Origin of the sequence: Meridianimaribacter flavus (genome assembly GCF_004366715.1) — a bacterium.
Classification (GTDB): Bacteria; Bacteroidota; Bacteroidia; order Flavobacteriales; family Flavobacteriaceae; genus Gaetbulibacter_B; species Gaetbulibacter_B jejuensis.
On the sequence record NZ_SOQZ01000002.1, the window covers coordinates 233,823 to 257,118 of the forward strand.

At 32.3% G+C, this 23,296-nt stretch carries 22 protein-coding genes; 13 read left to right on the forward strand and 9 right to left on the reverse strand.

Annotated features, from left to right (window positions below; translation table 11 throughout):
* Positions 1 to 45 precede the first annotated feature (45 nt).
* Positions 46 to 2,490, forward strand: a complete 2,445-nt coding sequence (locus A8975_RS05865; protein ID WP_134199033.1) for a DUF5916 domain-containing protein — start codon at positions 46 to 48, stop codon at positions 2,488 to 2,490.
* 51 nt (positions 2,491 to 2,541) lie between these two features.
* Complete coding sequence (locus A8975_RS05870) at positions 2,542 to 3,204, forward strand: ABC transporter ATP-binding protein (protein WP_134199035.1); 663 nt, start codon at positions 2,542 to 2,544, stop codon at positions 3,202 to 3,204.
* A gap of 16 nt (positions 3,205 to 3,220) precedes the next feature.
* On the opposite strand, the gene A8975_RS05875 is transcribed toward A8975_RS05870, so the two are convergent.
* The gene (locus tag A8975_RS05875) at positions 3,221 to 4,063 is read right to left on the reverse strand and encodes a hypothetical protein (RefSeq protein ID WP_134199037.1); all 843 of its coding nucleotides are present in this window, start codon (positions 4,061 to 4,063) and stop codon (positions 3,221 to 3,223) included.
* Between the two features lie 231 nt (positions 4,064 to 4,294).
* Between A8975_RS05875 and A8975_RS05880 the strand changes: the two genes are divergently transcribed.
* Positions 4,295 to 5,059: a TIGR02757 family protein gene (locus A8975_RS05880; protein WP_134199383.1), complete on the forward strand. Its 765-nt coding sequence runs from the start codon at positions 4,295 to 4,297 to the stop codon at positions 5,057 to 5,059.
* Between the two features lie 45 nt (positions 5,060 to 5,104).
* On the forward strand, positions 5,105 to 5,407 hold the full coding sequence (locus tag A8975_RS05885; protein ID WP_134199039.1) for a hypothetical protein: 303 nt from the start codon (positions 5,105 to 5,107) through the stop codon (positions 5,405 to 5,407).
* 40 nt (positions 5,408 to 5,447) lie between these two features.
* Here A8975_RS05885 and A8975_RS05890 read toward each other — a convergent pair whose 3' ends face one another.
* The gene (locus A8975_RS05890; protein ID WP_134199041.1) at positions 5,448 to 7,343 is read right to left on the reverse strand and encodes a PDZ domain-containing protein; all 1,896 of its coding nucleotides are present in this window, start codon (positions 7,341 to 7,343) and stop codon (positions 5,448 to 5,450) included.
* 96 nt (positions 7,344 to 7,439) lie between these two features.
* Here A8975_RS05890 and A8975_RS05895 point away from each other — a divergent pair, with 96 nt between their 5' ends.
* From A8975_RS05895 to A8975_RS05915, 5 genes are all read left to right on the forward strand, one after another.
* Positions 7,440 to 8,447: a glycosyltransferase family 2 protein gene (locus tag A8975_RS05895; protein WP_134199385.1), complete on the forward strand. Its 1,008-nt coding sequence runs from the start codon at positions 7,440 to 7,442 to the stop codon at positions 8,445 to 8,447.
* 100 nt (positions 8,448 to 8,547) lie between these two features.
* Positions 8,548 to 10,473 carry a vWA domain-containing protein gene (locus A8975_RS05900; RefSeq protein ID WP_134199043.1) on the forward strand — a complete coding sequence of 642 codons (1,926 nt, stop codon included), beginning with the start codon at positions 8,548 to 8,550 and terminating at the stop codon, positions 10,471 to 10,473.
* Entirely contained in the window at positions 10,470 to 11,723 is a 1,254-nt protein-coding gene (locus tag A8975_RS05905) for a dihydroorotase (protein WP_134199045.1), read from the forward strand. The genes A8975_RS05900 and A8975_RS05905 overlap by 4 nt, the downstream gene beginning before the upstream one ends.
* A complete protein-coding gene (locus A8975_RS05910; RefSeq protein ID WP_129760159.1) occupies positions 11,723 to 12,049 on the forward strand; it encodes a DUF4870 domain-containing protein in 327 nt (108 codons plus the stop codon). The genes A8975_RS05905 and A8975_RS05910 overlap by 1 nt, the downstream gene beginning before the upstream one ends.
* Before the next feature lie 6 nt (positions 12,050 to 12,055).
* Positions 12,056 to 12,706, forward strand: coding sequence for an alpha/beta hydrolase (locus A8975_RS05915; protein ID WP_134199047.1), 651 nt, complete (start codon positions 12,056 to 12,058; stop codon positions 12,704 to 12,706).
* On the opposite strand, the gene A8975_RS05920 is transcribed toward A8975_RS05915, so the two are convergent.
* Together A8975_RS05920 and A8975_RS05925 are read right to left on the reverse strand one after the other, a co-directional pair.
* Entirely contained in the window at positions 12,703 to 13,209 is a 507-nt protein-coding gene (locus A8975_RS05920) for a hydrolase (protein ID WP_243832955.1), read from the reverse strand. The genes A8975_RS05915 and A8975_RS05920 overlap by 4 nt on opposite strands.
* Positions 13,210 to 13,213: 4 nt before the next feature.
* Positions 13,214 to 13,975 carry an MBL fold metallo-hydrolase gene (locus tag A8975_RS05925; RefSeq protein ID WP_134199049.1) on the reverse strand — a complete coding sequence of 254 codons (762 nt, stop codon included), beginning with the start codon at positions 13,973 to 13,975 and terminating at the stop codon, positions 13,214 to 13,216.
* A 91-nt stretch (positions 13,976 to 14,066) separates the two neighbouring features.
* On the opposite strand from A8975_RS05925, the gene A8975_RS05930 reads away from it, so the two are divergent.
* Positions 14,067 to 15,518 (forward strand): TonB-dependent receptor, encoded by a 1,452-nt coding sequence (locus A8975_RS05930; RefSeq protein ID WP_129760162.1) that lies wholly within the window; start codon positions 14,067 to 14,069, stop codon positions 15,516 to 15,518.
* A gap of 59 nt (positions 15,519 to 15,577) precedes the next feature.
* Here A8975_RS05930 and A8975_RS05935 read toward each other — a convergent pair whose 3' ends face one another.
* Positions 15,578 to 16,099 (reverse strand): hypothetical protein, encoded by a 522-nt coding sequence (locus tag A8975_RS05935; protein ID WP_134199051.1) that lies wholly within the window; start codon positions 16,097 to 16,099, stop codon positions 15,578 to 15,580.
* 99 nt (positions 16,100 to 16,198) lie between these two features.
* Positions 16,199 to 16,651 (reverse strand): thioredoxin-dependent thiol peroxidase, encoded by a 453-nt coding sequence (gene bcp, locus A8975_RS05940; RefSeq protein ID WP_131506834.1) that lies wholly within the window; start codon positions 16,649 to 16,651, stop codon positions 16,199 to 16,201.
* Between the two features lie 37 nt (positions 16,652 to 16,688).
* Here bcp and A8975_RS05945 point away from each other — a divergent pair, with 37 nt between their 5' ends.
* Complete coding sequence (locus A8975_RS05945; protein ID WP_129760165.1) at positions 16,689 to 17,348, forward strand: endonuclease III domain-containing protein; 660 nt, start codon at positions 16,689 to 16,691, stop codon at positions 17,346 to 17,348.
* 28 nt (positions 17,349 to 17,376) lie between these two features.
* Here A8975_RS05945 and A8975_RS14530 read toward each other — a convergent pair whose 3' ends face one another.
* Both A8975_RS14530 and A8975_RS05950 read right to left on the reverse strand, forming a co-directional pair.
* Positions 17,377 to 17,520: a hypothetical protein gene (locus A8975_RS14530; protein WP_165353683.1), complete on the reverse strand. Its 144-nt coding sequence runs from the start codon at positions 17,518 to 17,520 to the stop codon at positions 17,377 to 17,379.
* A 57-nt stretch (positions 17,521 to 17,577) separates the two neighbouring features.
* Positions 17,578 to 18,162 carry an RNA polymerase sigma factor gene (locus A8975_RS05950; protein ID WP_129760166.1) on the reverse strand — a complete coding sequence of 195 codons (585 nt, stop codon included), beginning with the start codon at positions 18,160 to 18,162 and terminating at the stop codon, positions 17,578 to 17,580.
* A gap of 230 nt (positions 18,163 to 18,392) precedes the next feature.
* On the opposite strand from A8975_RS05950, the gene uvrA reads away from it, so the two are divergent.
* Positions 18,393 to 21,176 carry an excinuclease ABC subunit UvrA gene (gene uvrA / locus A8975_RS05955; RefSeq protein WP_134199053.1) on the forward strand — a complete coding sequence of 928 codons (2,784 nt, stop codon included), beginning with the start codon at positions 18,393 to 18,395 and terminating at the stop codon, positions 21,174 to 21,176.
* An 87-nt stretch (positions 21,177 to 21,263) separates the two neighbouring features.
* Here uvrA and A8975_RS05960 read toward each other — a convergent pair whose 3' ends face one another.
* A complete protein-coding gene (locus A8975_RS05960) occupies positions 21,264 to 22,337 on the reverse strand; it encodes a DUF3667 domain-containing protein (RefSeq protein WP_134199055.1) in 1,074 nt (357 codons plus the stop codon).
* Positions 22,338 to 22,533: 196 nt separating this feature from the next.
* Between A8975_RS05960 and A8975_RS05965 the strand changes: the two genes are divergently transcribed.
* A complete protein-coding gene (locus A8975_RS05965; RefSeq protein WP_134199057.1) occupies positions 22,534 to 23,202 on the forward strand; it encodes a hypothetical protein in 669 nt (222 codons plus the stop codon).
* Positions 23,203 to 23,296: the final 94 nt, after the last annotated feature.

Sequence of the window (23,296 nt, forward strand, 5' to 3'; positions counted from 1 at the left end):
TTAATGTCTTTCTTTTAGAAATTAATTAAATCATCAATCATTAAAATGTTTTTCCGCTTAACTATCTTTCTCTCTGTGCTTTTTTGTTTTTCTACAATTAAAGCTCAGGATAAAAAAACCTTAACTATTACCAGAACAACGACACCTCCTAAAATTGATGGAGTATTAAACGATGCTGTTTGGCAAAATGCTGATGAAGCAAAAGACTTTACTCAATTTAGACCTGAAATGGGTGTTCCTGAAACCGATTATCAAAAAACGGTTGTAAAAATTACTTATGACGACGATGCTATATATGTTGGTGCATATCTCTATGATAAGCCAGAGGAAATCATGAAGCAGTTTAACAGCAGAGATAATTTTGGTCAACAAGATTTTTTTGGCGTTATCTTTAACCCTAACAACGACGCTCAAAACGATACTGAGTTTTTTATTTTTCCGTCAGGAAATCAAGCAGATGCTATTGCTTCTCCTAGTATTGGTGAAGATTTTGGCTGGAATGCTGTTTGGGAAAGCGCTGTGAAAATTGTAGATGATGGCTGGGTTGTTGAAATGAAAATTCCATACTTTAATTTACGATTTTCAAACCAAGATGTTCAAACTTGGGGATTGCAATTCCACAGACATTTTAGAACTACTAGAGCACAATATTCATGGAATCCAATAGACAGAACCAAAGGTAACATAGGATTGTATCATGGTGAATTAAAAGGCATTGAAAATATTGAGCCTCCTGTAAGGCTTAGCTTCTACCCTTTTACTTCAGGGCTTTTAAACACTTATGATGGTGAAACCGATACTGATTTTAACTTAGGCTTAGACATCAAATACGGAATTACCGAAAACTTTACGTTAGACATGACTTTAATACCTGATTTTAGTCAAGCAGGATTTGATAATTTGGTACTAAACCTTGGACCTTTTGAGCAAACCTTTTCTGAACAACGCCAGTTTTTCACCGAAGGTGTTGATTTGTTTAATAAAGGTAATTTATTTTTCTCAAGACGTGTAGGTAGTAGACCAACAGGTAATGTTGAACTTAATGAAAATGAGGAAATTATTGACCGTCCTAACACAGTTAAAGTACTTAATGCTGCTAAAGTTTCTGGTCGAACTAAAAAAGGATTAGGAATTGGTGTTTTTAATGCTATTACCGAAAAAACCAAAGCTAAAATTAGAGATAATGAAACTGGTGAAGTAAGAGAAGAAGTTGTCGAGCCTCTTGCAAACTATAACATTTTGGTACTTGACCAACAATTTAATCAAAACTCATCAGTAAGTTTAATTAACACCAACGTAACTAGAGATGGAAATTTTAGAGATGCCAATGTTACTGGTTTACTGTTTGATATTTCAAACAAACGAAATACCTATAACCTCTATGGTGAAGCTAAAATGAGTAATCTAAACTTAGCTGACGGAAACCAAACAGGTTACAGCACTTTCTTTTTTGCAGGAAAATCACATGGAAAATTAAGATATAGTTTTGACCATAGTTATGCTGACACCAAGTACGACATTAACGATTTAGGATTTATCTCAAGAAACAATTACAACAACTTTGGTGTGGACCTTACCTATCGAATTTTTGAACCTACCAAAAAGCTTAACAACTACTTTATTGGTACTTATGTTAATTATACACGTTTAGCTAATCCTGGAGAGTACACAGGAAGCAGCTTTGGCGTAAACTTTGACGCAGTAACTAAAACACTTCACAACTTTGGTGGAAACATAAATTTCCAAGTTGGTAAACAGTTTGATTACTTTGAACCACGTGTTGAAGGACGTTATTTTATCTATGAAAACCGAATAAACTCAAACGTTTGGATTTCTTCAAATTACAACAACACCTTTGCTATAGATGCTAATCTTGGTGGAGCAACTTATTTTGAAGATAATAGAGATACCAACGAGTATTGGTTTGGGTTAAACCCAAGAGTACGATTTAATGATAAATTTTTAGTAGTGTATTCTTTTGACTACAATAAAATTTTCAAGGATAGAGGATTTACAACGCTTTCAGATGATGATATCATTTTTGGAGAAAGAGACAGAAAAATATTGGTAAACAGTATTTCTGGCACTTATAACTTTAACTCCTTCCACTCTTTGGGTTTAACGTTTAGAAACTATTGGTCAACCGTTATTTATCAAGATGAATTGTTTACATTAAGAGATAATGGTAGACTTACAAAAGATTCAGGCTTTACGGTTGGTGATTTAGAGAACAACCCAAATATCAATTTCAGCACATGGAATTTGGATTTAAATTACTCATGGCAATTTGCTCCTGGAAGTTTTCTAACTGCGTTATACAGAAATCAATTATTTAACTCTGATACTGCTGCTACTGAGACTTACAGACAAAGCCTGGACAGACTCTTTGACCAACCTATTCAGCATACATTTTCATTACGATTACAATACTTTTTAAATTACAGTGATTTAAAAAATGTCTTTAAGAAGAAAAACAAAACTAACTCTTAAATTGTGCATCACAGCTTAAAATAGTATGTTTACGTTATTATTTTCTAAAGCATGATTAAAGCCAAAAATATTCACAAACACTATAACGATTTACACGTTTTAAAAGGTGTTGATATTACTATTTCTAAAGGTGAAGTAGTCTCTATAGTTGGTGCTTCTGGTGCAGGAAAAACCACTTTACTGCAAATTCTTGGTACTTTAGACAAAGCCAGTAGCAACAATGAAAGTCAGTTATTAATTAATGATGTTGATGTACTGCAGCTAAAAGACAAAACTTTAGCAAAATTTAGAAATGAGCATATTGGGTTTATTTTTCAATTTCATCAATTGCTACCTGAATTTACAGCTTTAGAAAATGTGTGCCTACCAGCTTTTATAAAAAATACTCCTAAAGCTGAAGCCGAAAAACGTGCTAAAGAGTTGTTAGATTTTTTAGGCCTTAAAGAACGCTACAATCATAAACCTAACGAACTTTCAGGTGGTGAACAACAACGTGTTGCAGTAGCTAGAGCTTTGATAAATAATCCTGGATTAATCTTTGCCGACGAACCTTCAGGAAACCTTGATAGCGAAAGTGCTGAAAACCTTCACAACCTATTTTTCAAACTAAGAGATGAGTTTGGTCAAACCTTTGTAATTGTTACGCACAACGAGGAACTCGCTAATATGGCTGACCGCAAACTTACTATGGTTGATGGGAAGATTGTGGATTAATAATTAGTTGTTTTCTTTAATCATTTCTTCTTTTAATTTTTTCGATTTCATCCATTTCTTCTTTTGATAATAATACTTCTTGAGTCAAAAAAATATTTGGAAGCAATCCAAATAATTCTTTTTTATCAATTTTATCTAAAATCCAAGATTTTAATTGCTCAGCTTCATTTTTTTTAGGTACATAAATACCCAAAATATCATTTAGCTCAAATTTAATTCTTGATTGATTTGTTTTGTCTTTTTTAAATAATCCATGATTACCAACAATTCTCCATTCAAACTCATATGAGTTAACTCCAATTTCTACTAGGGACAAGAAGTCGAAAAGTGCATTCTGAGTATATTTACCTCCAAGAGAATTCATAAGTGAACATATCAAGCCTAGTCTTTTTGACAATTCTAAACCTGTATCAATATATATAACTTGAGATGCGTTGTTTTCGATAGCCCATTTTTTTGTTAATTGAATACCATAACTCCCAAAAAAACCAACACTCAAAGGATGTAATTTTTGATTATGTCGAATTTCGGTGAAACATTTCATTGGAACTTCAAAATTTACAGATCCAATTAAGTGAATTATTTCCCATTTAAATCTATTGTCAGATTCAAACTCTTTAACTAAATTATTTAAGAATTGGTTTTTTTCAGGGTATAAATCTTTAATATCTCTAAGTCTTCGTATATATTGATTTGAAATATTATTCTCTTTCCAAATCTCAAATATTTCGTCACAATTATAAGATAATGTAGATTGAAAAGAAACCTTATGCTTTTTTAATTCAAAACCGTTTACTAAATCGTCTTTTAGAAAGTCCAGTTTTTCAACAAACCTAATTATTGATGTATTTTGAATCATAAATTTTACAGTAAAAATTTAACAAACCTGATATTTGATTATCATTTATTGTGACTGCATAGCAATAATAGCTAAAGTAGCTTTATTTATTCTTTCTGTCCAAGTAATCAAGTTAAAAAACTCAATTAATTAATAAAATATAAATATCATTTATACCATAACTCATTTATCCCTAAACTGTTTTAATGATTACTTTTGCACTTTATTACCAATACAGTAAAAGTGAAATTCATTAATAAATCAGAGCTTAAAGAGTTTTTAGACAGTAAAGTTGAGCAATACAACAACCCAAAGTTTATTGAAAGCGACCCAATACAAATACCACATCGGTTTTCAAAAAAGGAAGATATTGAAATTGCTGCATTTCTAACGGCTACCATTGCTTGGGGAAACCGAAAAAGCATTATCAACAATGCATCTAAAATGATGGATTTGTTAGATAACTCACCTTATGATTTTGTACTAAACCATAGGGAAAAAGACCTAGAACCTTTACTACAATTTGTACATCGCACATTTAATGGAACCGATTTAATCACTTTTGTAAAAGCTCTAAAACACATTTATAACAATCATGGAGGATTAGAAACGGTGTTTAGTAAAACAGCAAAAAACGAATCCCTTCAAACAGCAATAAGTCAATTTAAAACTCACTTTTTTGAAGTTGAGCATTTACCTAGAACTCAAAAGCATGTGAGTGATCCTTTAAAAAATTCAGCTGCAAAACGAATCAACATGTATTTACGTTGGATGGTTAGAAATGATAATACTGGAGTAGATTTTGGGATTTGGAATAACATTTCACCTAGTCAACTCTCCTGCCCTTTAGACGTACACTCAGGAAATGTAGCTAGAAAATTAGGGCTTTTAACACGTAAACAAAATGATGCAAAAGCATTGTTTGAACTTGATACTAACTTAAGGAAATTAGACCCTAAAGACCCTGTAAAATACGATTTTGCACTTTTTGGGCTTGGTGTATTTGAAAGTTTTTAATTTTATATATTTGCTCCATATTACCCTAATTTAACTAACCAAAAAATGAAGCACTCTTTTAGATTGAAAAAATCTCAAATAAAGACTGTTTTTACTGAGAAATTAGATATAAAATCGGTTTCTATTGAAAATAAGTCTGATGTTGAGAATGCAATCACAAACATTTTAGTTTTTAACGACCTTGACAGTTATCTTAATCCGATAGACTGTAGTTACAATTTTATCAATACTTCAGTAAGTTTTCAATTAGAACTTAATCCTGAAAGAGATAAAAAAGACTTTTTTAAAACTATTAAAAAGTTTACTGAGTTCATTGAAGACACAACAGAAAACAAAAAAGCGAATTAAAAAACTTTAATTCGCTTTTTTGTTTTTTATATGTAATTAATTACAAAGTATCACTTTGGTTTAACCAAGCATTTCTTAGTTTTACCTGAGACTTAGTAGCCTCTAAGTTTTCTACTATTGTTTTAATTTTTGTAAATGCTGGAGTTAACTTAGTTTTAATAACTTTTTCTTCTCCATTTCTTAACAATTTTACTTCAATTTCGTCTCCTTCTTTCCATCTAAACATTTGTCCCATAACCATTCTAAGATTGTTAAGTTTAACATCTGTTCCATTAACCGAAGTAATAATGTCGTTTTCTCTTACACCTTGCGATTCCCAAAAAGTGTTTTCTGATACGTTACTAGAAAAGAACACGTAATCGTCTTCTTCATTGGCATCAAAAACAAAGCCCATTCCTGATTGTACATAATTGGTTTCTGTTTGTGTTAACTCATACATTAAGCCTACTTTTTCAAAAAACGCACCATAGTCAATTGGCACACCTTCAACCACATGTGTTTGTAAAAACTCACCAATTGATGGATAGGTCATTTTAGTAATTTCTTCGATAATAGTATCGTCATCAAACGGTTTATGCACTCCATATTTAGCCGAAAGTTCTTTCATTAAAGTCAACATACTTCTGTTTCCATTACTTTCTTCTCGCATTAAAATATCAATACACATCCCTATTAAAGCACCTTTTTGATAAACGTTAGTATAGTTTTTAGCATAAGGGTCTTCAATAATATTCTCACTCATTTCAGTGAAACTCATGCTATCGTCATAATATTTTGATCTTGTTATTTGCTTTTGAATTGTTCTGTAGTATTCCTCAGGTGTAACTAACCCTTCATACACTTGAAAGTGTTGTGCAAAAAACTCTGTTACACCTTCGTACATCCATAAATGTTTTGAAAATGTTGGATCATTATAATCAAAATAATGCACGTCTTCAGAATGCACTGAAAGTGGTGTTACTATATGAAAAAACTCATGAGACACCACGTCAACCATAGACTTTGCTAAATATTCTGCTGAAGCCCATTCGCGTAAAACCACAACTGTTGAAGTATGATGTTCTAGAGCTCCAAACCCTTTAGGTGCTTTATCTGAACCATCAGATAAATATAAATAAATATCATAACGTGCTGTACTGTTAATGTCTCCCAAGTAGTTCTTTTGGGCTTCCATCATAGTAAACATCGTTTCTTTTAAACTTGCAGCAGTGTGTTTTTTGTTTGGAGAATAAACGCTAAGTACAATTTTAATATCACCTACCATAAACTCCTCTACATCAAGTTTCCCATACATCATTGGATTATCAGTAATATCAAAATATCGTGGAGCAAAATATCTTGTCGTTATTTTTGTACCATCACTACTAGATTTTATTCCTACATTTTGTAATGCCGAAGTACGCTCAAAAGTTGCAAGTGCAGTAACATCTAAATTGTATTGTGCGTTTTTTAAACTATCAAAATACCCAATAAAACCATGCAAATTCAAGACATAATTATCTGGCTCAATGTTTGTTCCTTGTGGTGAAAACAAGCTAGGATAATTAGGATCACTTTCAACATCATAGCTATCATTCACCCAATATGTAATAAGATCTAATTGTTGTGCGTTGGTAATAACCCAAGAGTTTTCATCTATCTTTTTAGAAGGCAATATATTACCATCATAATCTTTAGCTACAAAATCATCAATAAAAGCCCCAAAATTACTTATATCATAAGTACCTTGGACTATTTTTGGTAATCTGTAAATTACTGAATCTTGAGTAAAACGTCCAGGATTTATTGTAACAGGTAATTTATCGTTATTAACAGCTGTAATGTCTATAGACGTATTAATTGGGTTGCTAACTGCTAAATCATCAGCTGACTTAGATGCAGAACCACAAGAAGTTATCAAAACGCTAATCCCAATTAGGGCAAGTATATTCTTCATGCTATTATTTTCTTTTAAGGGTCAACAAATTTAGGATTATGTTACATTTTTGTGAGCCAATATTTTGTTAAAATGATGAATCACTATCTTAGCAGCATGCCTAAACCTTTGATAAGTATTTTTACGCCTTTTAAAAACACAGCAGCCTTTTTACCTGACTGCATAAACTCTATTATTAATCAGAGTTATACACACTGGGAACTCTTGATAATTGACGATCACTCAACCGATAATAGCTTTGAAATTGTTAACGCTTTTGCGCAACAAGACCCTAGAATAAAACTGTTTACAAATTCTGGAAGTGGTATTATTGATGCGCTACAACTAGCTTTTAAAGAAAGTAAAGGGACTTATGTAACTAGAATGGATAGTGACGATATTATGCATATAGACCGATTACAACTCATGCTCAATAGCTTATTGGATTATGGTAAAAAACATGTAGCTGTTGGCAAGGTAAAGTATTTTAGTGATGTAGGAATTAGCGATGGTTATGCACGTTATGAAACTTGGCTGAATAATCTTACAGAAACTGGCAGTAACTATTCTGAAATTTATAAAGAATGTGTTATCCCTTCACCTTGTTGGTTAATTCACAGAGAAGATTTTATTGCTTGTGATGCTTTTAACCCAAATAGATATCCTGAAGACTACGATTTAACCTTTAGGTTTTACAAGCATAATTACAAGTGTATTCCTTGTGATACAGTATTGCATCATTGGAGAGACTACAGTTATCGTAGCTCACGAACTCATGAGCATTATGCAGAAAACACATTTTTAGAATTAAAACTTCATTATTTTTTAGAGCTAGATTACAATTCTAATAGAACACTTACAGTTTGGGGAGCTGGTGCCAAAGGAAAAAGCATTGCCAAACAACTTAAAGTGAAACAAATACCTTTTGTTTGGATTTGCGACAACCCAAAAAAAATAGGCAAAAGCATTTATGGTGTTAAACTGCATAACTTTGAACATTTAAAACAGTTGCAACAACCACAAAGTATTGTTACAGTTGCTAATGAGCAAGCACAACAAGAGATTACCGCTTATTTTAAACAACAACAAATGGAACCAATGATTGATTATTTTTTCTTTTGTTAGATTTCAATTACCAGACAAAACGTTAAATTTCTCAAAACCCAACCGCAATAATCGCTCATCATTTTCTATATTTGAAAGCTAGTACAATTAATCAATAGGAATGCAGTTTAAACACCCAGAACTTCTTTACGCCTTACTCCTGCTTATCATTCCTATAATTGTTCATTTATTTCAGCTACGTAGATTTAAAAAGGTTGAATTTACAAATGTTCAGTTTTTAAAAAACATCACTTTACAAACTCGTAAAAGTTCCCAACTAAAAAAGTGGTTAACACTTCTTACTCGTTTACTACTTTTAGCTTGTGCAATAATTGCATTTGCGCAACCTTACATTTCTAAATCTAGCAGTTATAAAACCAAAAGCGAAACGGTAATTTACTTAGACAATTCGTTTAGCATGCAAGCCAAAGGAAGTAACGGAACGCTTTTAAACAGTGCTATACAAGATATTATTGAACATATTGACGAAAACGAAAAGATTACGTTTTTTACTAATAATAGTTATAAACCCAACACAACGGTTAAAGCTATAAAGAACGAATTGATTCAACTATCAAATTCGCCAAACCAAATTACTTATGATGCTGCACTATTAAAAGGAAAAAATGCCTTTTCTAAAGATAAAAGTACGCTTAAAAATTTGGTGCTGATTTCCGATTTTCAACAGCACAACAACGCATTCAATACTGCTACTGATTCTTCTATACAGTTAAAATTGGTACAACTAAAACCTGTCAATAACTACAATGTAGCTATTGATAGTGCTTATGTTTCAAAAACAAATGCTGAAAACATTGAATTGAGCATTACCATAAAAAACTCTGGTAATCCTATTGATAACTTACCTGTATCATTATACAATGACGACAATTTAGTAGCTAAAAGTTCAGTAAATAGTACTGAAAATGGCTCTGTGGTTTTCACACTTCCTTTTAATCAAATGTTTAATGGTAAACTAAGTATTGAAGATGCTGGTTTAACTTATGACAACACCTTGTTTTTTAACTTAGATAAAAGTGAAACCATAAAGGTATTATCCATAAATGAAGCTGATGACACCTTCTTAAAAAAGATATATACTGATGATGAATTCAGCTACACATCATACAAGCTAAACGAGCTAGACTACAATACCATTTCATCTCAAAATTTAATTGTTTTAAACGAGATAAAAAACATTCCAAATTCGCTAACAACTGCTTTAAAAGCATTTACTGATGATGGTGGAACACTGTTAATTATACCTTCAGTTGATTCTGAATTAAGTTCTTATAATCAATTATTTATAAATTACAACATTTCAACATTCAATGCTACAACTCCTGAAGAGAAAAAGATAACTTCTATTCAGTTTTCACATCCTTTATTGATTAATGTTTTTGATAAAAAAATCAGCAATTTTCAATATCCAAAAACTAATAAAAGATATGTGTTTTCAGGACCTAGTGGTGCTTCGGTTTTAAACTTTGAAGACAGTACTCCTTTTTTAACCCAAAACGAAAATCTATACACTTTTACAGCGGCTTTAAATGAAGACAATTCAAACTTCAAAAATTCGCCTTTAATCGTTCCTGTGTTATATAATATTGGGAAGCAAAGTCTTAAACTGTCTCAATTGTACTACACTATTGGAAAGGAAAATAAAATAGACATAAACACCAAGCTACAACAAGACGATATATTAAAACTAGGAAACGAAAACAACGCAAGTATTCCTTTACAACAAACCTTTACCAATAAAGTGGAGTTAATTACTAATGAATATCCTGAAAAAGCTGGTATTATTCCTGTAATGAACAAGAATGAAGTATTAAAACAATTAAGTTTTAATTACAATAGAACTGAAAGTGATTTATACTATCATGATTTAGAAACCATTGAAGGTTTAAACGTAACTAAAAGTGTCGCTTCGGCAATTAACGACATAAAAAGTGCTACAAATGTTAATGAGCTATGGAAATGGTTTGTTATTTTTGCATTAGCTTTTTTAATCATTGAAATGCTCATCTTAAAATATTTTAAATGAACGTACTCCTAAAATCTGCGACAATAGTTGACCCAAAAAGCGATTTTCACAATCAAACTGTTGATATTTTAATTGAAAAAGGAGTCATTTCGCAGATTTCAAAACGTATTAGCAATCCAAAAAACTACAAAGAAATTAAGCTAGACAATCTTCATGTTTCAAAAGGTTGGTTTGATAGTAGTGTGAGTTTTGGAGAACCAGGTTATGAAGAACGCGAAACCATTGAAAACGGCTTAAAAACTGCTGCATTATCAGGATTTACATCTGTTGTCTTAAATTCTAATACACATCCAGTAATTGATACTAATGCTGATGTTTCGTTTTTAAAAACAAAGGCCAATGGAAATGCTGTAGACTTACATCCTTTAGGTGCTTTAACCAAAGAAAGTAAAGGTGTTGATTTAGCTGAACTGTTTGACATGAAAAGCGCTGGAGCTGTAGCCTTTTATGACTACCAAAAACCAATAAGCAATCCTAACCTTATAAAGATTGCGCTTCAGTATGCTAGCAATTTTGATGGTTTAGTGATGTCTTTTCCACAAGAATCAAAAATTTCTGGTCTTGGTGTCATGCACGAACATGTCACAAGTACGTCTTTAGGACTTAAAGGAAACCCTTCCTTAGCTGAAGAACTGCAAATAGCAAGAGATTTGTTTATCTTAGAATACACCGAAGGAAAACTTCATATTCCAACAATTTCAACAGCAAAATCTGTTGAGCTTATACGAGCTGCAAAACAGAAAAAGCTTAATGTTACCTGTAGTGTAGCTATACACAACCTGATACTAACTGATAAAGATTTGGTGAATTTCAACACCAATTATAAAGTGTTACCTCCATTACGTTCGCAATCTGATATAGATGCTTTAATAGAAGGCGTAAAAGATGGTACAATTGACATGGTTACTAGTGACCACAACCCTATTGATATTGAACACAAAAAAGTTGAGTTTGACCACGCAATGTATGGTACAATAGGTTTAGAAAGTGCTTTTGGTGCGTTACAAACTATTTTCACACTTAAGAAAACTATAGACTTACTTACAAAAGGAAAAGAACGTTTTGATCTGCAATCCAGCTCAATACAACAAGGCGAAAAAGCAAACATCACACTTTTTAACCCAAACCAAAGTTATACGTTTACAAAAGATAATATAGTTTCAAACTCCAAAAACAGTTGCTTTGAAAACCATGACTTAAAAGGAATTGTTTACGGTATTTACGCTAACAACCAACTTGTTTTAAAATAATGACAGAAAATATTATAAAAGAAGGAAAAACCTTAGCTATAGTAAGCTACATGACCTTTATAGGTTTAATTATAGCTATTATTATGAATTTAGAAAAACGCAATCCGTTTACGTTTTTCCATATAAGGCAAATGTTAGGACTCATTATAATGCTATTGGTTTCTAACGTTTCAGAAAAATATATAAATAGCTGGTTTGGTACGGTTTTATGGATTATCACTTTTGTTTGTTGGCTATATGGTTTATACAATGCCTTTACAGGAGAAAAAAAGCCAATTCCTGTAGTTGGTGAATTGTTTCAAGATTGGTTTAGAAAAATTAACTAACAACTAATGGCTGAATTAAGTATACACCACATCACAAGACCTTCTACTATAAAAGAAAATGCTCCACTATTAATCATGCTTCATGGTTATGGTAGTGACGAAAACGATTTGTTTTCATTTGCATCTGAACTTCCTGAAGAATTGTTTATCATTTCCTTGAGAGCTCCATATCCAATGCAACCTTTTGGCAATGCTTGGTATGCTATTAATTTTGATGCGGAACACAACAAATGGAACGACAATGAACAAGCTACAGCATCAAGAGATTTAATTGCTCAGTTCATTGATGAGGCTTGCGATACTTACCCTGTAAACAAGGACAATATTACATTATTAGGTTTTAGTCAAGGGAGTATTTTAAGTTATGCTGTTGCGCTCACCTACCCTAACAAGGTAAATAATATTATAGCACTTAGCGGTTATGTAAGTGAAGACATTTTGCCTGAAAACTTAAACCCTAATGATTACACCAAACTAGATTTTTACTGCTCTCATGGTAGTGTAGATCAAGTTATTCCTGTTGAATGGGCAAGAAAAACACCTAAGTTTTTAGAGGCTTTAAACATTAAACACAAGTATTCTGAATTTCCTGTAGGCCATGGTGTTGCACCACAAAATTTTTATGAGTTTAGAACTTGGTTAAACGACAAGCTCTAGTAACTAGGTCTGTATAAAAAATATTCTACCAGCTTAAACTTAAGTTCTTCCTGACCGACAATTTCATAGGTTAAGAACATTTGTCCCCAATGTTTACCATCAGTAAAATCGGCTATAATCCATTTATGGTTAAGTACTTTCACTGTGTTTATTGACATTTTAGAGTCTGTCATTGATGCATAAGGTACAATTGGATGGTCATCACCTTCATAAACGTTTAACTTATACAATTCATCTTTTATAAACGGAATTAAGGTTTCAGTATCATAACCTCTATCCTCAAAATAGGTAAGCGCATCATCATCATTGTCGATATTAAAATGCATGAGTTCAGAATTTTTTTCTGTTAAGCTTGATATTTCAGCTTCGTATTTATCAACCTTTTCCTTCAAGATATTTATATCCTTTTCATAAACATCAAGTATATTCTTTGAGTTTACATACTGAAAAATGATTAGTAGTACTGAAAAAATAAACAAGTACATAAATATTCTGCTCTTCATAATTTTAAAGTGTTATTTGTAGATTATCATAAGCCAAAAATACATGTTTTGGCAATTTTTGTTCAACTTCATCATGAAAACCTAATAAATGACTAATGTGAGTAAGGTATGCTTTTTCAGGTTTTACTTTATCAATAAACGCTAATGCTTCCTCTAAATTTAAATGTGAGTGGTGAGATTCTTCTCTTAAGGCATTTATAACCAAAACTTTTAAATGCTTTAATTTTTCCATTTCCGCTTCTGCAATGGTTTTCATGTCTGTTAAATAAGCAAAATCATTAACTCTAAACCCAAACACCTGCAAGTTACCATGCATTAGGTTTATTGGCACTACAGTAGTATCTCCTAATTTAAAAGGTGTATTCTCAATCTCGCGTATATCAACTCCAGGAGCTCCTGGATATTTATTTTTAGTTTCAAAAACATACGCAAATCGCTGTTGCAAAGCTTTTACAACTCTTTTATGAGCATAAATAGGCATGTCACCTTGCCTAAAATTAAAAGGTCTAATATCGTCCAATCCTGCTGTATGATCTGCATGTTCATGAGTAAATAAAATACCATCAATTTTATTACAATTAGCAGTAAGCATTTGCTGTCTAAAATCAGGACCACAATCAATAACGTAAGCATAATTGTCCCATTCAATTAACACAGAAACTCTAAGTCGCTTATCTTTTGGATTATCACTTAAACATACTGGGTGTGTGCTTCCTATAACTGGAATTCCTTGCGATGTGCCTGTACCCAAAAATGTTATTTTCAATTCTAGAAGTTTGAAACAAAAATAATGTTATTTTTTTGTTTACCATGCTATTTTAATACCTTTGTGCAATACTAAAACCCGGATTTAAAAGATGGAAATAACCTTAAAGGGAGACAGAGAATTTGATGACGTACCTTCGTTAAAAACTAAGGCACTTCGAATTAACCTTAATGAAAATATCTACGGTACTTTTGCCGAAATTGGAGCTGGACAAGAAACTGTACGTCAGTTTTTTAGAGCTGGTGGTGCTTCGGGTACAATTGCAAAAGCAATGTCTGCTTATGACAAGGATTTTAGCGACGCTATTTATGGTATAGAAGATGACAAACGTTATGTTACTGAAGCGCGTTTAAGAAAAATGCTAAATCATGAGGTTAACTTAATTGAAAAAAGACTACCCAGAGACAAACATCCTAATAAATTGTTTTTCTCTTATGCAAATACTGTTGCTACAATAGATTTTGCTAAAAACTATAAAGGACATGGTTGGGTAGGTATTAAATACCAAATAGAACCAGACCAAGAGTATAACGACATCATTATTCATATTAGGTTTAAAGAAACTGATGCGCGTTTACAACAAGAAACTCTTGGGGTTTTAGGTACAAATTTAATTTATGGTGCGTTTTATAAGTACAATGAACCTAAAAAATTATTGCGTTACTTATACGACCATTTAGATAAAGACCAGTTAGAAATCGATACGATTAACTTCTCTGGACCTGTGTTTAAAGACATTGATAACCGTTTAATGAGCTTACAACTAGTTAAAAACGGTATGACTGATGCCGTAATGTTTGCTCCTGACGGAAACAACGTATTACCAGCAAGGGTTTTATATAAAAAGAATATACTAGCGTTACGTGGTAGTTTTAGACCTGTAACCAAAGTAAATATGGACATGTTTCAAAAGTCTTATGACATGTTCATTAAAGAAAATAAAGTTGATGTCGATAAAACTCAAGTCATCTTTGAAATTACCTTATCCAACCTTCGTGCTGAAGGTGAAATTGATGAGCAAGATTTCATGGATAGAGCAAAACTATTATGTTCTTTAGGGCAAACAGTTCTTATCTCAAACTTTCAGGAGTATTATAAACTTGTTGAATATTTTTCTCAATACTCTAAAAACAGAATGGGCTTATCAATGGGTGTCAACAACTTAGTAGATATTTTTGATGAAAAGTACTACAGACACTTAAGTGGAGGTATTCTAGAAGCTTTTGGTAAGTTATTCTTTAAAGATTTAAGAGTTTACTTATATCCAATGCAAAATGAAGATGGTACACTAACTAATAGTGAAAATCTTAAAGTACATCCTAGAATGAAAGAACTTTACAAGTTCTTCAAATACAACGGAAAAGTAGTAGACATTACCGATTTTGACCCTTCTACTTTAGCTATTTTCTCAAGAAAAGTACTTAAAATGATTGCCAAAGGGGAAGATGGATGGGAAACTATGCTACCTGAAGGTGTTTCTAAATTAATTAAAGAAAAAAGCCTCTTCGGATGTGAATCGGAAGAAATATTTCATAAAGAATAAAAAAGAAAAGCGACCAAATGGTCGCTTTTTTTATTTATGGTTAAGAGGGTAAACTTTACTTAAAATGTAAACTCATATCCTATATTAACTGCAGAATAACTATAGGTATCCATAACTTCTGTGTATGAAGCTACAATACCTGAACATTTTGAGACTTGCATACCAAGCCTAAGTCTATACAAGAAACCGCCTTCATCTAATCCATAAGCATAACCTACGTCTCCACCTATATGAAACTTATCATTATCAGTATGAAACCTAAATGTTCCTGCAAACGATACAAACTTCCCGTCACCTTCTTTTATAAGAGTGTTGCTAGAGTTGTTTTGAAATGCATACATTGCTCCAAGCGTTCCTCCTACTTTTAAATCCTTAGTTAAATTGTACAAATACGTAACGTCAAACGCTGCATTGGTTGAGAAAACTTCATTAGCATAGTCTCCTCCTACAGTACCTCCTACACTAAATGCAGCTCTAAATTCATAAGGATCTACAGTTTCTTCTTCTGGTTGTTCTTCTTGAGCATATGCTCCTAAACAACATGTTACTAAAAAAATAATTGTTAAAAAGTTCTTTATCATAATCTAAAGTATTAGTTAGTTATACAGCTAAAATAAACTTTTTGATCTAATTTTTAACATTTTCTTAAATAACCTATGTGTTTTTTATGAAAAATATTGCTATTCCAATATTTGCTCTGAATGTATTTTAGCCTTAACCTTATCTATAACTTTTTCAATTATACCATCTTCATTAATAACAAAAGTTGCTCTATGAATACCATCAAATGTTCGTCCCATGAACTTTTTTGGTCCCCAAACACCAAACGCATTAATTACTTCTTTATCAACGTCTGCTAATAATGGATAAGGAAAACTAAACTTATTTTTAAAGTTAGTTTGTCGTTTTTCAGTATCAGCACTCACACCTAAAATTTCGTAGCCTTTATCAGTAAGCTCACTGTAATTATCTCTTAAATTACAAGCTTCTACAGTACAAGTAGGCGTATTGGCTTTAGGATAAAAGAAAATCACAAGCTTTTTCCCTTTATAGTCAGAAAGCGATACTGTGTTTCCTTGTTCGTCTTTTGCTGTAAAATCTGGAGCTTTATCTCCTGCTTTTAATTTAGTCATATTTATTAACTTTGAATTTTATGTAAAAATACAATTAATGACTAAGCAAGAAAAGGTAGATTTTGTTATAAATACCTTAAAATCTATTTATCCAACCATTCCTATTCCTTTAGACCATAAAGATCCTTACACATTGTTAATAGCTGTGCTTATGTCTGCACAAAGTACAGATGTTAGGGTAAATCAAATTACACCTTTACTTTTTGAAAAGGCTGATAACCCTTATGATATGATAAAACTTACGGTTGAAGAAATTCGTGAAATTATTAAGCCTGTTGGACTATCTCCTATGAAAAGTAAAGGTATACATGGGCTTTCAAAAATACTTATTGAGGAACACAACGGAGAAGTTCCTCAAACCTACGAAGACCTAGAAAAACTCCCTGCTGTTGGACATAAAACTGCAGCAGTTGTATTATCGCAAGCGTTTGGTATTCCTGCTTTTCCTGTAGATACGCACATACATCGATTAATGTATCGTTGGGGTTTTAGTAATGGTAAAAATGTTGTACAAACCGAAAAAGATGCAAAACGATTATTTCCTGAAGAACTATGGAATGATCTTCATTTGCAAATCATTTGGTATGGTAGAGAATACTCTCCTGCTAGAGGTTGGAATTTAGAAAAAGACATCATCACCAAAACTATTGGTAGGGCATCTGTAATAAAAGACTATTACAAATCAAAAAAGTCCTGACGACTAACCGATCAGGACTTTTCAAAATTTAATTTAGAAGTGCTTCAAACTTCAATTTATTACAATGTATAACACTTAAAGCCTTAGAGTAATTTAAAAGAAAATCTACAGTTTCTTTTTTAGGGTTCAGGTTGTTTTTTGTTTGAGGATAATTAGAGTAAAGTTTTGCCATTATCGGAATTTTAAGTTAGTACAATTTCAATAACGCAGTAAAACTCTATTTATTATATCAATTTGTTAAAACTATATTATTTTTTTCGATTACCTTCCTTAAATTTATCAATGCATAACGCATTCTACCCAAGGCTGTATTGATGCTAACACCAGTACTATCACTTATTTCTTTAAAACTCATATCCTTGTACATACGCATTACTAAAACGTCTTTTTGGTCGTCTGGTAACTCTTCAATAAGTCGTCTTAAATCACATTCTACCTGTTCTTTGATAAGCTGTTTTTCAGCATTTAAGGCAGAATCTCCTAATACCGAAAAAATACTAAACTCACCAGAGTTATCAAACTTTGGCATTCTGTTGCTTTTTCTAAAATGATCAATAACTAAATTATGCGCAATACGCATAACCCAAGGTAAAAATTTACCTTCTTCGTTGTATTTTCCAAGCTTAAGCGTTTTAATAACCTTAATAAAAGTGTCTTGGAAAATATCTTCAGTAATATCTTTATCAAATACTTTTGAATAGATAAAACTGTAAATCTTTTGTTTGTGTCTGTGGATTAAAACCGAAAGAGCGCTTTCGTCTCCTTGAATGTAGTTTTTTACTAAAACAGCGTCAGTGATAAGTTCGTGTTTCATAATCATTACTTTAAGGGCAAAGAATTTACTTCTTAGCTTGGGGTTAATTTCTAAAGTAATGTTACGCTATAGGCGAATGGTTTTTAACTGTTTATGTCTCAAATATAACAACAATCATTCCGAAATTCCAAAAAAACAGACTAAAATTTAACATTTTAATCAACAAAAATCCATTTTCAAGGCTGAGATAGTTGTAGTATCTTTGCGAATTCTAAAGCATAATTTTCAATATGAGCGTTAATATTTCTGAAGTTAATCAAAAGCAAAATATCATCATAAAAGGTGCTAAACTTCATAATTTAAAAAATATTGATGTTGTTATACCAAGAAACAAGCTTGTGGTTATAACTGGTTTATCAGGTTCTGGTAAATCCAGTTTAGCATTCGACACGCTTTATGCTGAAGGTCAGCGTCGTTACGTTGAAAGCTTATCTAGTTACGCGCGTCAGTTTTTAGGACGATTAAATAAACCAAAAGTAGATTTCATTAAAGGTATTGCTCCTGCTATTGCTATTGAGCAAAAAGTAAACTCAACAAACCCACGCTCTACTGTAGGTACAACTACCGAGATTTACGACTACTTAAAACTTCTTTTTGCGCGAATTGGTAAAACCTACTCTCCTATTTCTGGTGAATTGGTAAAAAAACACACCACAAAAGATGTACTGGAGTTGGTAAAACAATTTGAAGAGAAAGAAAAACTATTACTCCTTGCTCCTATTATTTTAGAAGAAGGACGTACTATGGCAGACAAACTTAAAGTGCTACTTCAACAAGGGTATGCAAGAATAAAGTCTGGTGATGACGTATTGCGTATTGATGATGCTATCGATAAAAAACTAGCCAAAGACGTCTTTTTAGTGGTGGATAGAATTGTGGTTAAACACGAAGAGGATTTTTACAACCGACTTGCTGATGCCATCGAAACTGCTTTTTTTGAAGGAAAAGGCGCTTGTATTATTGAATCGCTTTCTACAAAAAAACTACATGCTTTCAATAATAAGTTCGAACTGGATGGCATGTCTTTTTTAGAACCTAATGTTCATCTTTTTAGTTTTAATAATCCGTATGGAGCTTGCCCTAAGTGCGAAGGTTATGGAGATATTATAGGAATTGATGAAGACTTAGTCATCCCAAATACTAGTTTGTCGGTTTACGAAAATGCAATTTTCGCTTGGCGTGGAGAAAGCATGAGTTGGTATAGAGATATGCTAGTAAATAATTCGCATAAATTCGATTTCCCAATACACAAACCCTATTTTGAATTGTCTAATGAACAAAAACAACTCATTTGGGATGGTAACGAGTATTTCGAAGGATTAAACAGTTTCTTTGAAGAACTTGAAGCTAAAGCTTATAAAATTCAAAATCGAGTAATGCTTTCGCGTTACAGAGGAAAAACAAAATGTAGTGCTTGTAAAGGAAAACGCTTACGCCCTGAAGCTAACTATGTAAAAGTTGGACAAACCACAATAACTGATTTGGTTGAAATGCCTCTTAAAAAACTCACTCAGTTTTTTAAAGAGCTAGAGTTAAACGATTATGACACTCAAATCGCCAAAAGACTATTAAAAGAAATCAATAATCGTTTGTCGTTTTTATCAAATGTTGGCTTAGATTATTTAACGCTTAACCGTCGTTCAAATACCTTATCTGGTGGTGAAAGTCAACGTATTAACCTAGCGACTTCACTAGGAAGCAGTTTAGTAGGCTCAATGTATATTTTAGATGAACCTAGTATTGGCTTACATCCTAAAGACACTCAAAAACTAATTAAAGTTTTAGAAGCCTTACGCGATTTAGGCAATACAGTAATTGTTGTTGAGCATGACGAAGACATTATGCAAGCTGCTGATGAAATTATAGATATTGGTCCTGAAGCTGGTACTTTTGGAGGACATGTTGTAGCAACTGGTAGCTATGACACTATTTTAGCTTCAGATTCGTTAACCGCTAAATACCTTAATGGAAATCTATCTATTGAAGTTCCTAAAAAAAGGCGCACTTCAAAATATCATATTGATGTTATTGGAGCTCGCGAAAACAACTTAAAGAATATTGACGTTACGTTTCCTTTGGAAATGCTAACCGTTATTACAGGAGTATCTGGAAGTGGAAAGAGTACTTTGGTTAAAAAAATACTGTTTCCTGCCATACAGAAAAAACTAACTGATTTTGGCGATAAACCTGGACAGTTTACTGAAATAAAAGGCAACTTTAGTAATATTAAACATGTTGAGTTTGTTGACCAAAATCCAATTGGTCGTTCTTCGCGCTCAAACCCTGTGACTTACATTAAAGCCTATGACGACATAAGAGCTTTATTTGCTAATCAAAAGCTGAGTAAAATAAGAAACTACCAAGCAAAACATTTTTCGTTTAATGTGGATGGTGGACGTTGCGAAACTTGTAAAGGCGAAGGTGAAGTAACCATAGAAATGCAGTTTATGGCAGATGTTCACCTTACTTGCGAAACTTGTAATGGTAAACGCTTTAAAAAAGAAGTACTTGAAGTTACCTTTGAAGATAAGACTATTGATGACATCTTAAACCTTACTATTGATGATGCTATTGCGTTTTTTAGCAAGCATAACCAATCTAAAATTCAAGGCAAGTTACAACCGCTTCAAGATGTTGGTTTGGGCTACGTTACTTTAGGCCAAAGCTCTTCAACCTTGTCTGGTGGTGAAGCGCAACGTATTAAACTAGCATCGTTTTTAGGCAAAGGAAGCAAAAGTGATAATGCACTATTTATTTTTGATGAACCTACAACAGGTTTACATTTTCATGATATTCAAAAACTACTAACCTCTTTTCAGGCTTTAATTGCTAAAGGACATTCTATAATTGTTATTGAACATAATTTAGAGCTTATCAAATGTGCCGATTACATTATTGATTTAGGTCCTGATGGTGGCGAACAAGGTGGACATCTTGTAGCTCATGGTACTCCCGAAGACATTGTAGCTGATAAAAACTCGGTTACTGGTAGCTATTTAAAAGAAAAAATTTAATATCGGATTGTTCTTCTTGAGAAAAAAAAGTAGTATTAAAATTTAAAAAAATAATAATAGTAATAAACTCTTCATATCATTTTAAACTCAATAAGTCAACAACGCCATAAGTGCCATAATACCAGCAGCAAATGGTATTACAAACATTAAAAACACAAAGGTTGCCACACTACTTTTAAAGAAGCTTAAAAACCAACCTTGTCCATAAAATCGTTTTACAGCTATAAAGAGGTAAAAGAAAGTTGATAGCATAACCAATGTCATAATCCAACCTGGAAAATTATCCCAAATAAAATTACACAACATAAGCACGCTAAAAACAGTAAACAAAAACGAAAAGAAATAAAAGCTAAACACTAAATGATGTGCAAAACGTCCTTTTCTATAGTATAACAACTTTAAAATAAATGCAAATATTGGCAAGAGTATAAACATTGCTATTGGGATACTATCATAAAACGCTTGCAATATTGAACCTCCACTCCTATTCTTAAAAAACTTTAAGGCTTGTGCGTATAGTCTTCTGGTAAAATAGCCATCATCGTCATCCATTCCCATAGCCTTATAGATCTCATCCTCACTTGCTCCTGCTTCAATTAAAGAATCAATCTCACTTCGGCTAAAACTAAAATTAGTATTCATTTTAGATTCCTTAGTAGCTTCTTGCTTTATAATAGAATCAAGCTCTTTAAACTCTTTATCTTTTAATCCTAGTTTCTCTTTATTTGCCTCAAGAGGCTGCATTATTTGAGCTATTTGAGCCGAATCTAAAGGTTTATTTCTCAAAGAGTCTATAACCGTTTTTGAACGCTCTAGTTCGCGTTTCATAGCCTCATCAACGCTTTGCGTAGTTTGTCTTGCTATAAAAGAGAATAAAAAGAAAAATACTACCGAAATAAACAGGTACATCTGAGCTGGATGCAAATACAATAAGCGCTTTCCTTCTACAAAACGTCTAGCCAAATAACCTGGTTGTATCATTAAGGGAATAAAGCTCTTAAAAAAACGAGCATCAAAAGAAAAGTAGTTGCTAATAGTGTTGTAAAACAACACACCAAGAGTAAGGTCGTCTTTTGCTTTTTGCCCACAGTGCGGACAAAATTGAAACCCTTCTTCAAATTGCTTTTCGCAGTTTGGACAGTTAACCTGAGTTTTTCCCATAATAATTGATTGGCTATATAAAAGTATAAAAAAAATTGAACGCTCATGTAAAGTGTTTTTCACAAACGTCCTTAACAACCAATAAAACATTAACAATGAAACACTTACATTTTTGGCACGCAAATTGAAAACTAACATAACAAATAGCGTAAGCCGAAAAGCTAAATGAGTAGGCATAATCTAAAACCCTATTATTATGAAAAAATTTGTATTCATATTAGCATCGATGTTATTAGGTTTAACATCTGCAACAGCAACAGCACAAGGTGAAGGTTTAAACAATACACGCTATCGTTATGCACAACCAATAATGTTTGTAGAGCGTGGTGTAGAGTTTATGATTTTTCCTGACGGAAGTTTCGATTTCAATACTAATATTGAAAACACCTACCAAACAGGTAACGTGTACTACAGATCAACAACTACTCGTAGAAGCTCGGTAAACGTTACTTATGGAGCTCCAGGTACTGTTAGTAGAGTACACTATTCTACTCCAAGATCTAATCAAGGTGTATTTATTCAACATGATAGTGATGGTAAAATTAGAAGAATTGGCAATGTGTACTTAAATTATGACAGACAAGGCAGAATTAAAAGAGCTGGAACTGTATATATGAGTTACCAAAGAGGTAATGGAAGATTAAAACAAGTTGGTGGTTTACGTGTAAACTACAACGCTTGGGGAGAAATTGTTCATGCTTCTGGTGTAGTAAACCATAACAATTCAGGTTATGTATATAGCAACAACACTTCAGGTGATTTTGGATATGGTTACTATAGTGATTTTGATGATGCTGATGATTACTATTACTACAGACAAGGAAGTGAAGTGAAAAAACAAAAAAAGATTAAAATAAAAGTATAAATAGATTTTTTTGATTGGTTAGTTAATTGATAATCCCGTTGTACATCCCCAAGTACTTCGGGATTGTCTTTTTATAGAGCATCAATACTAACTA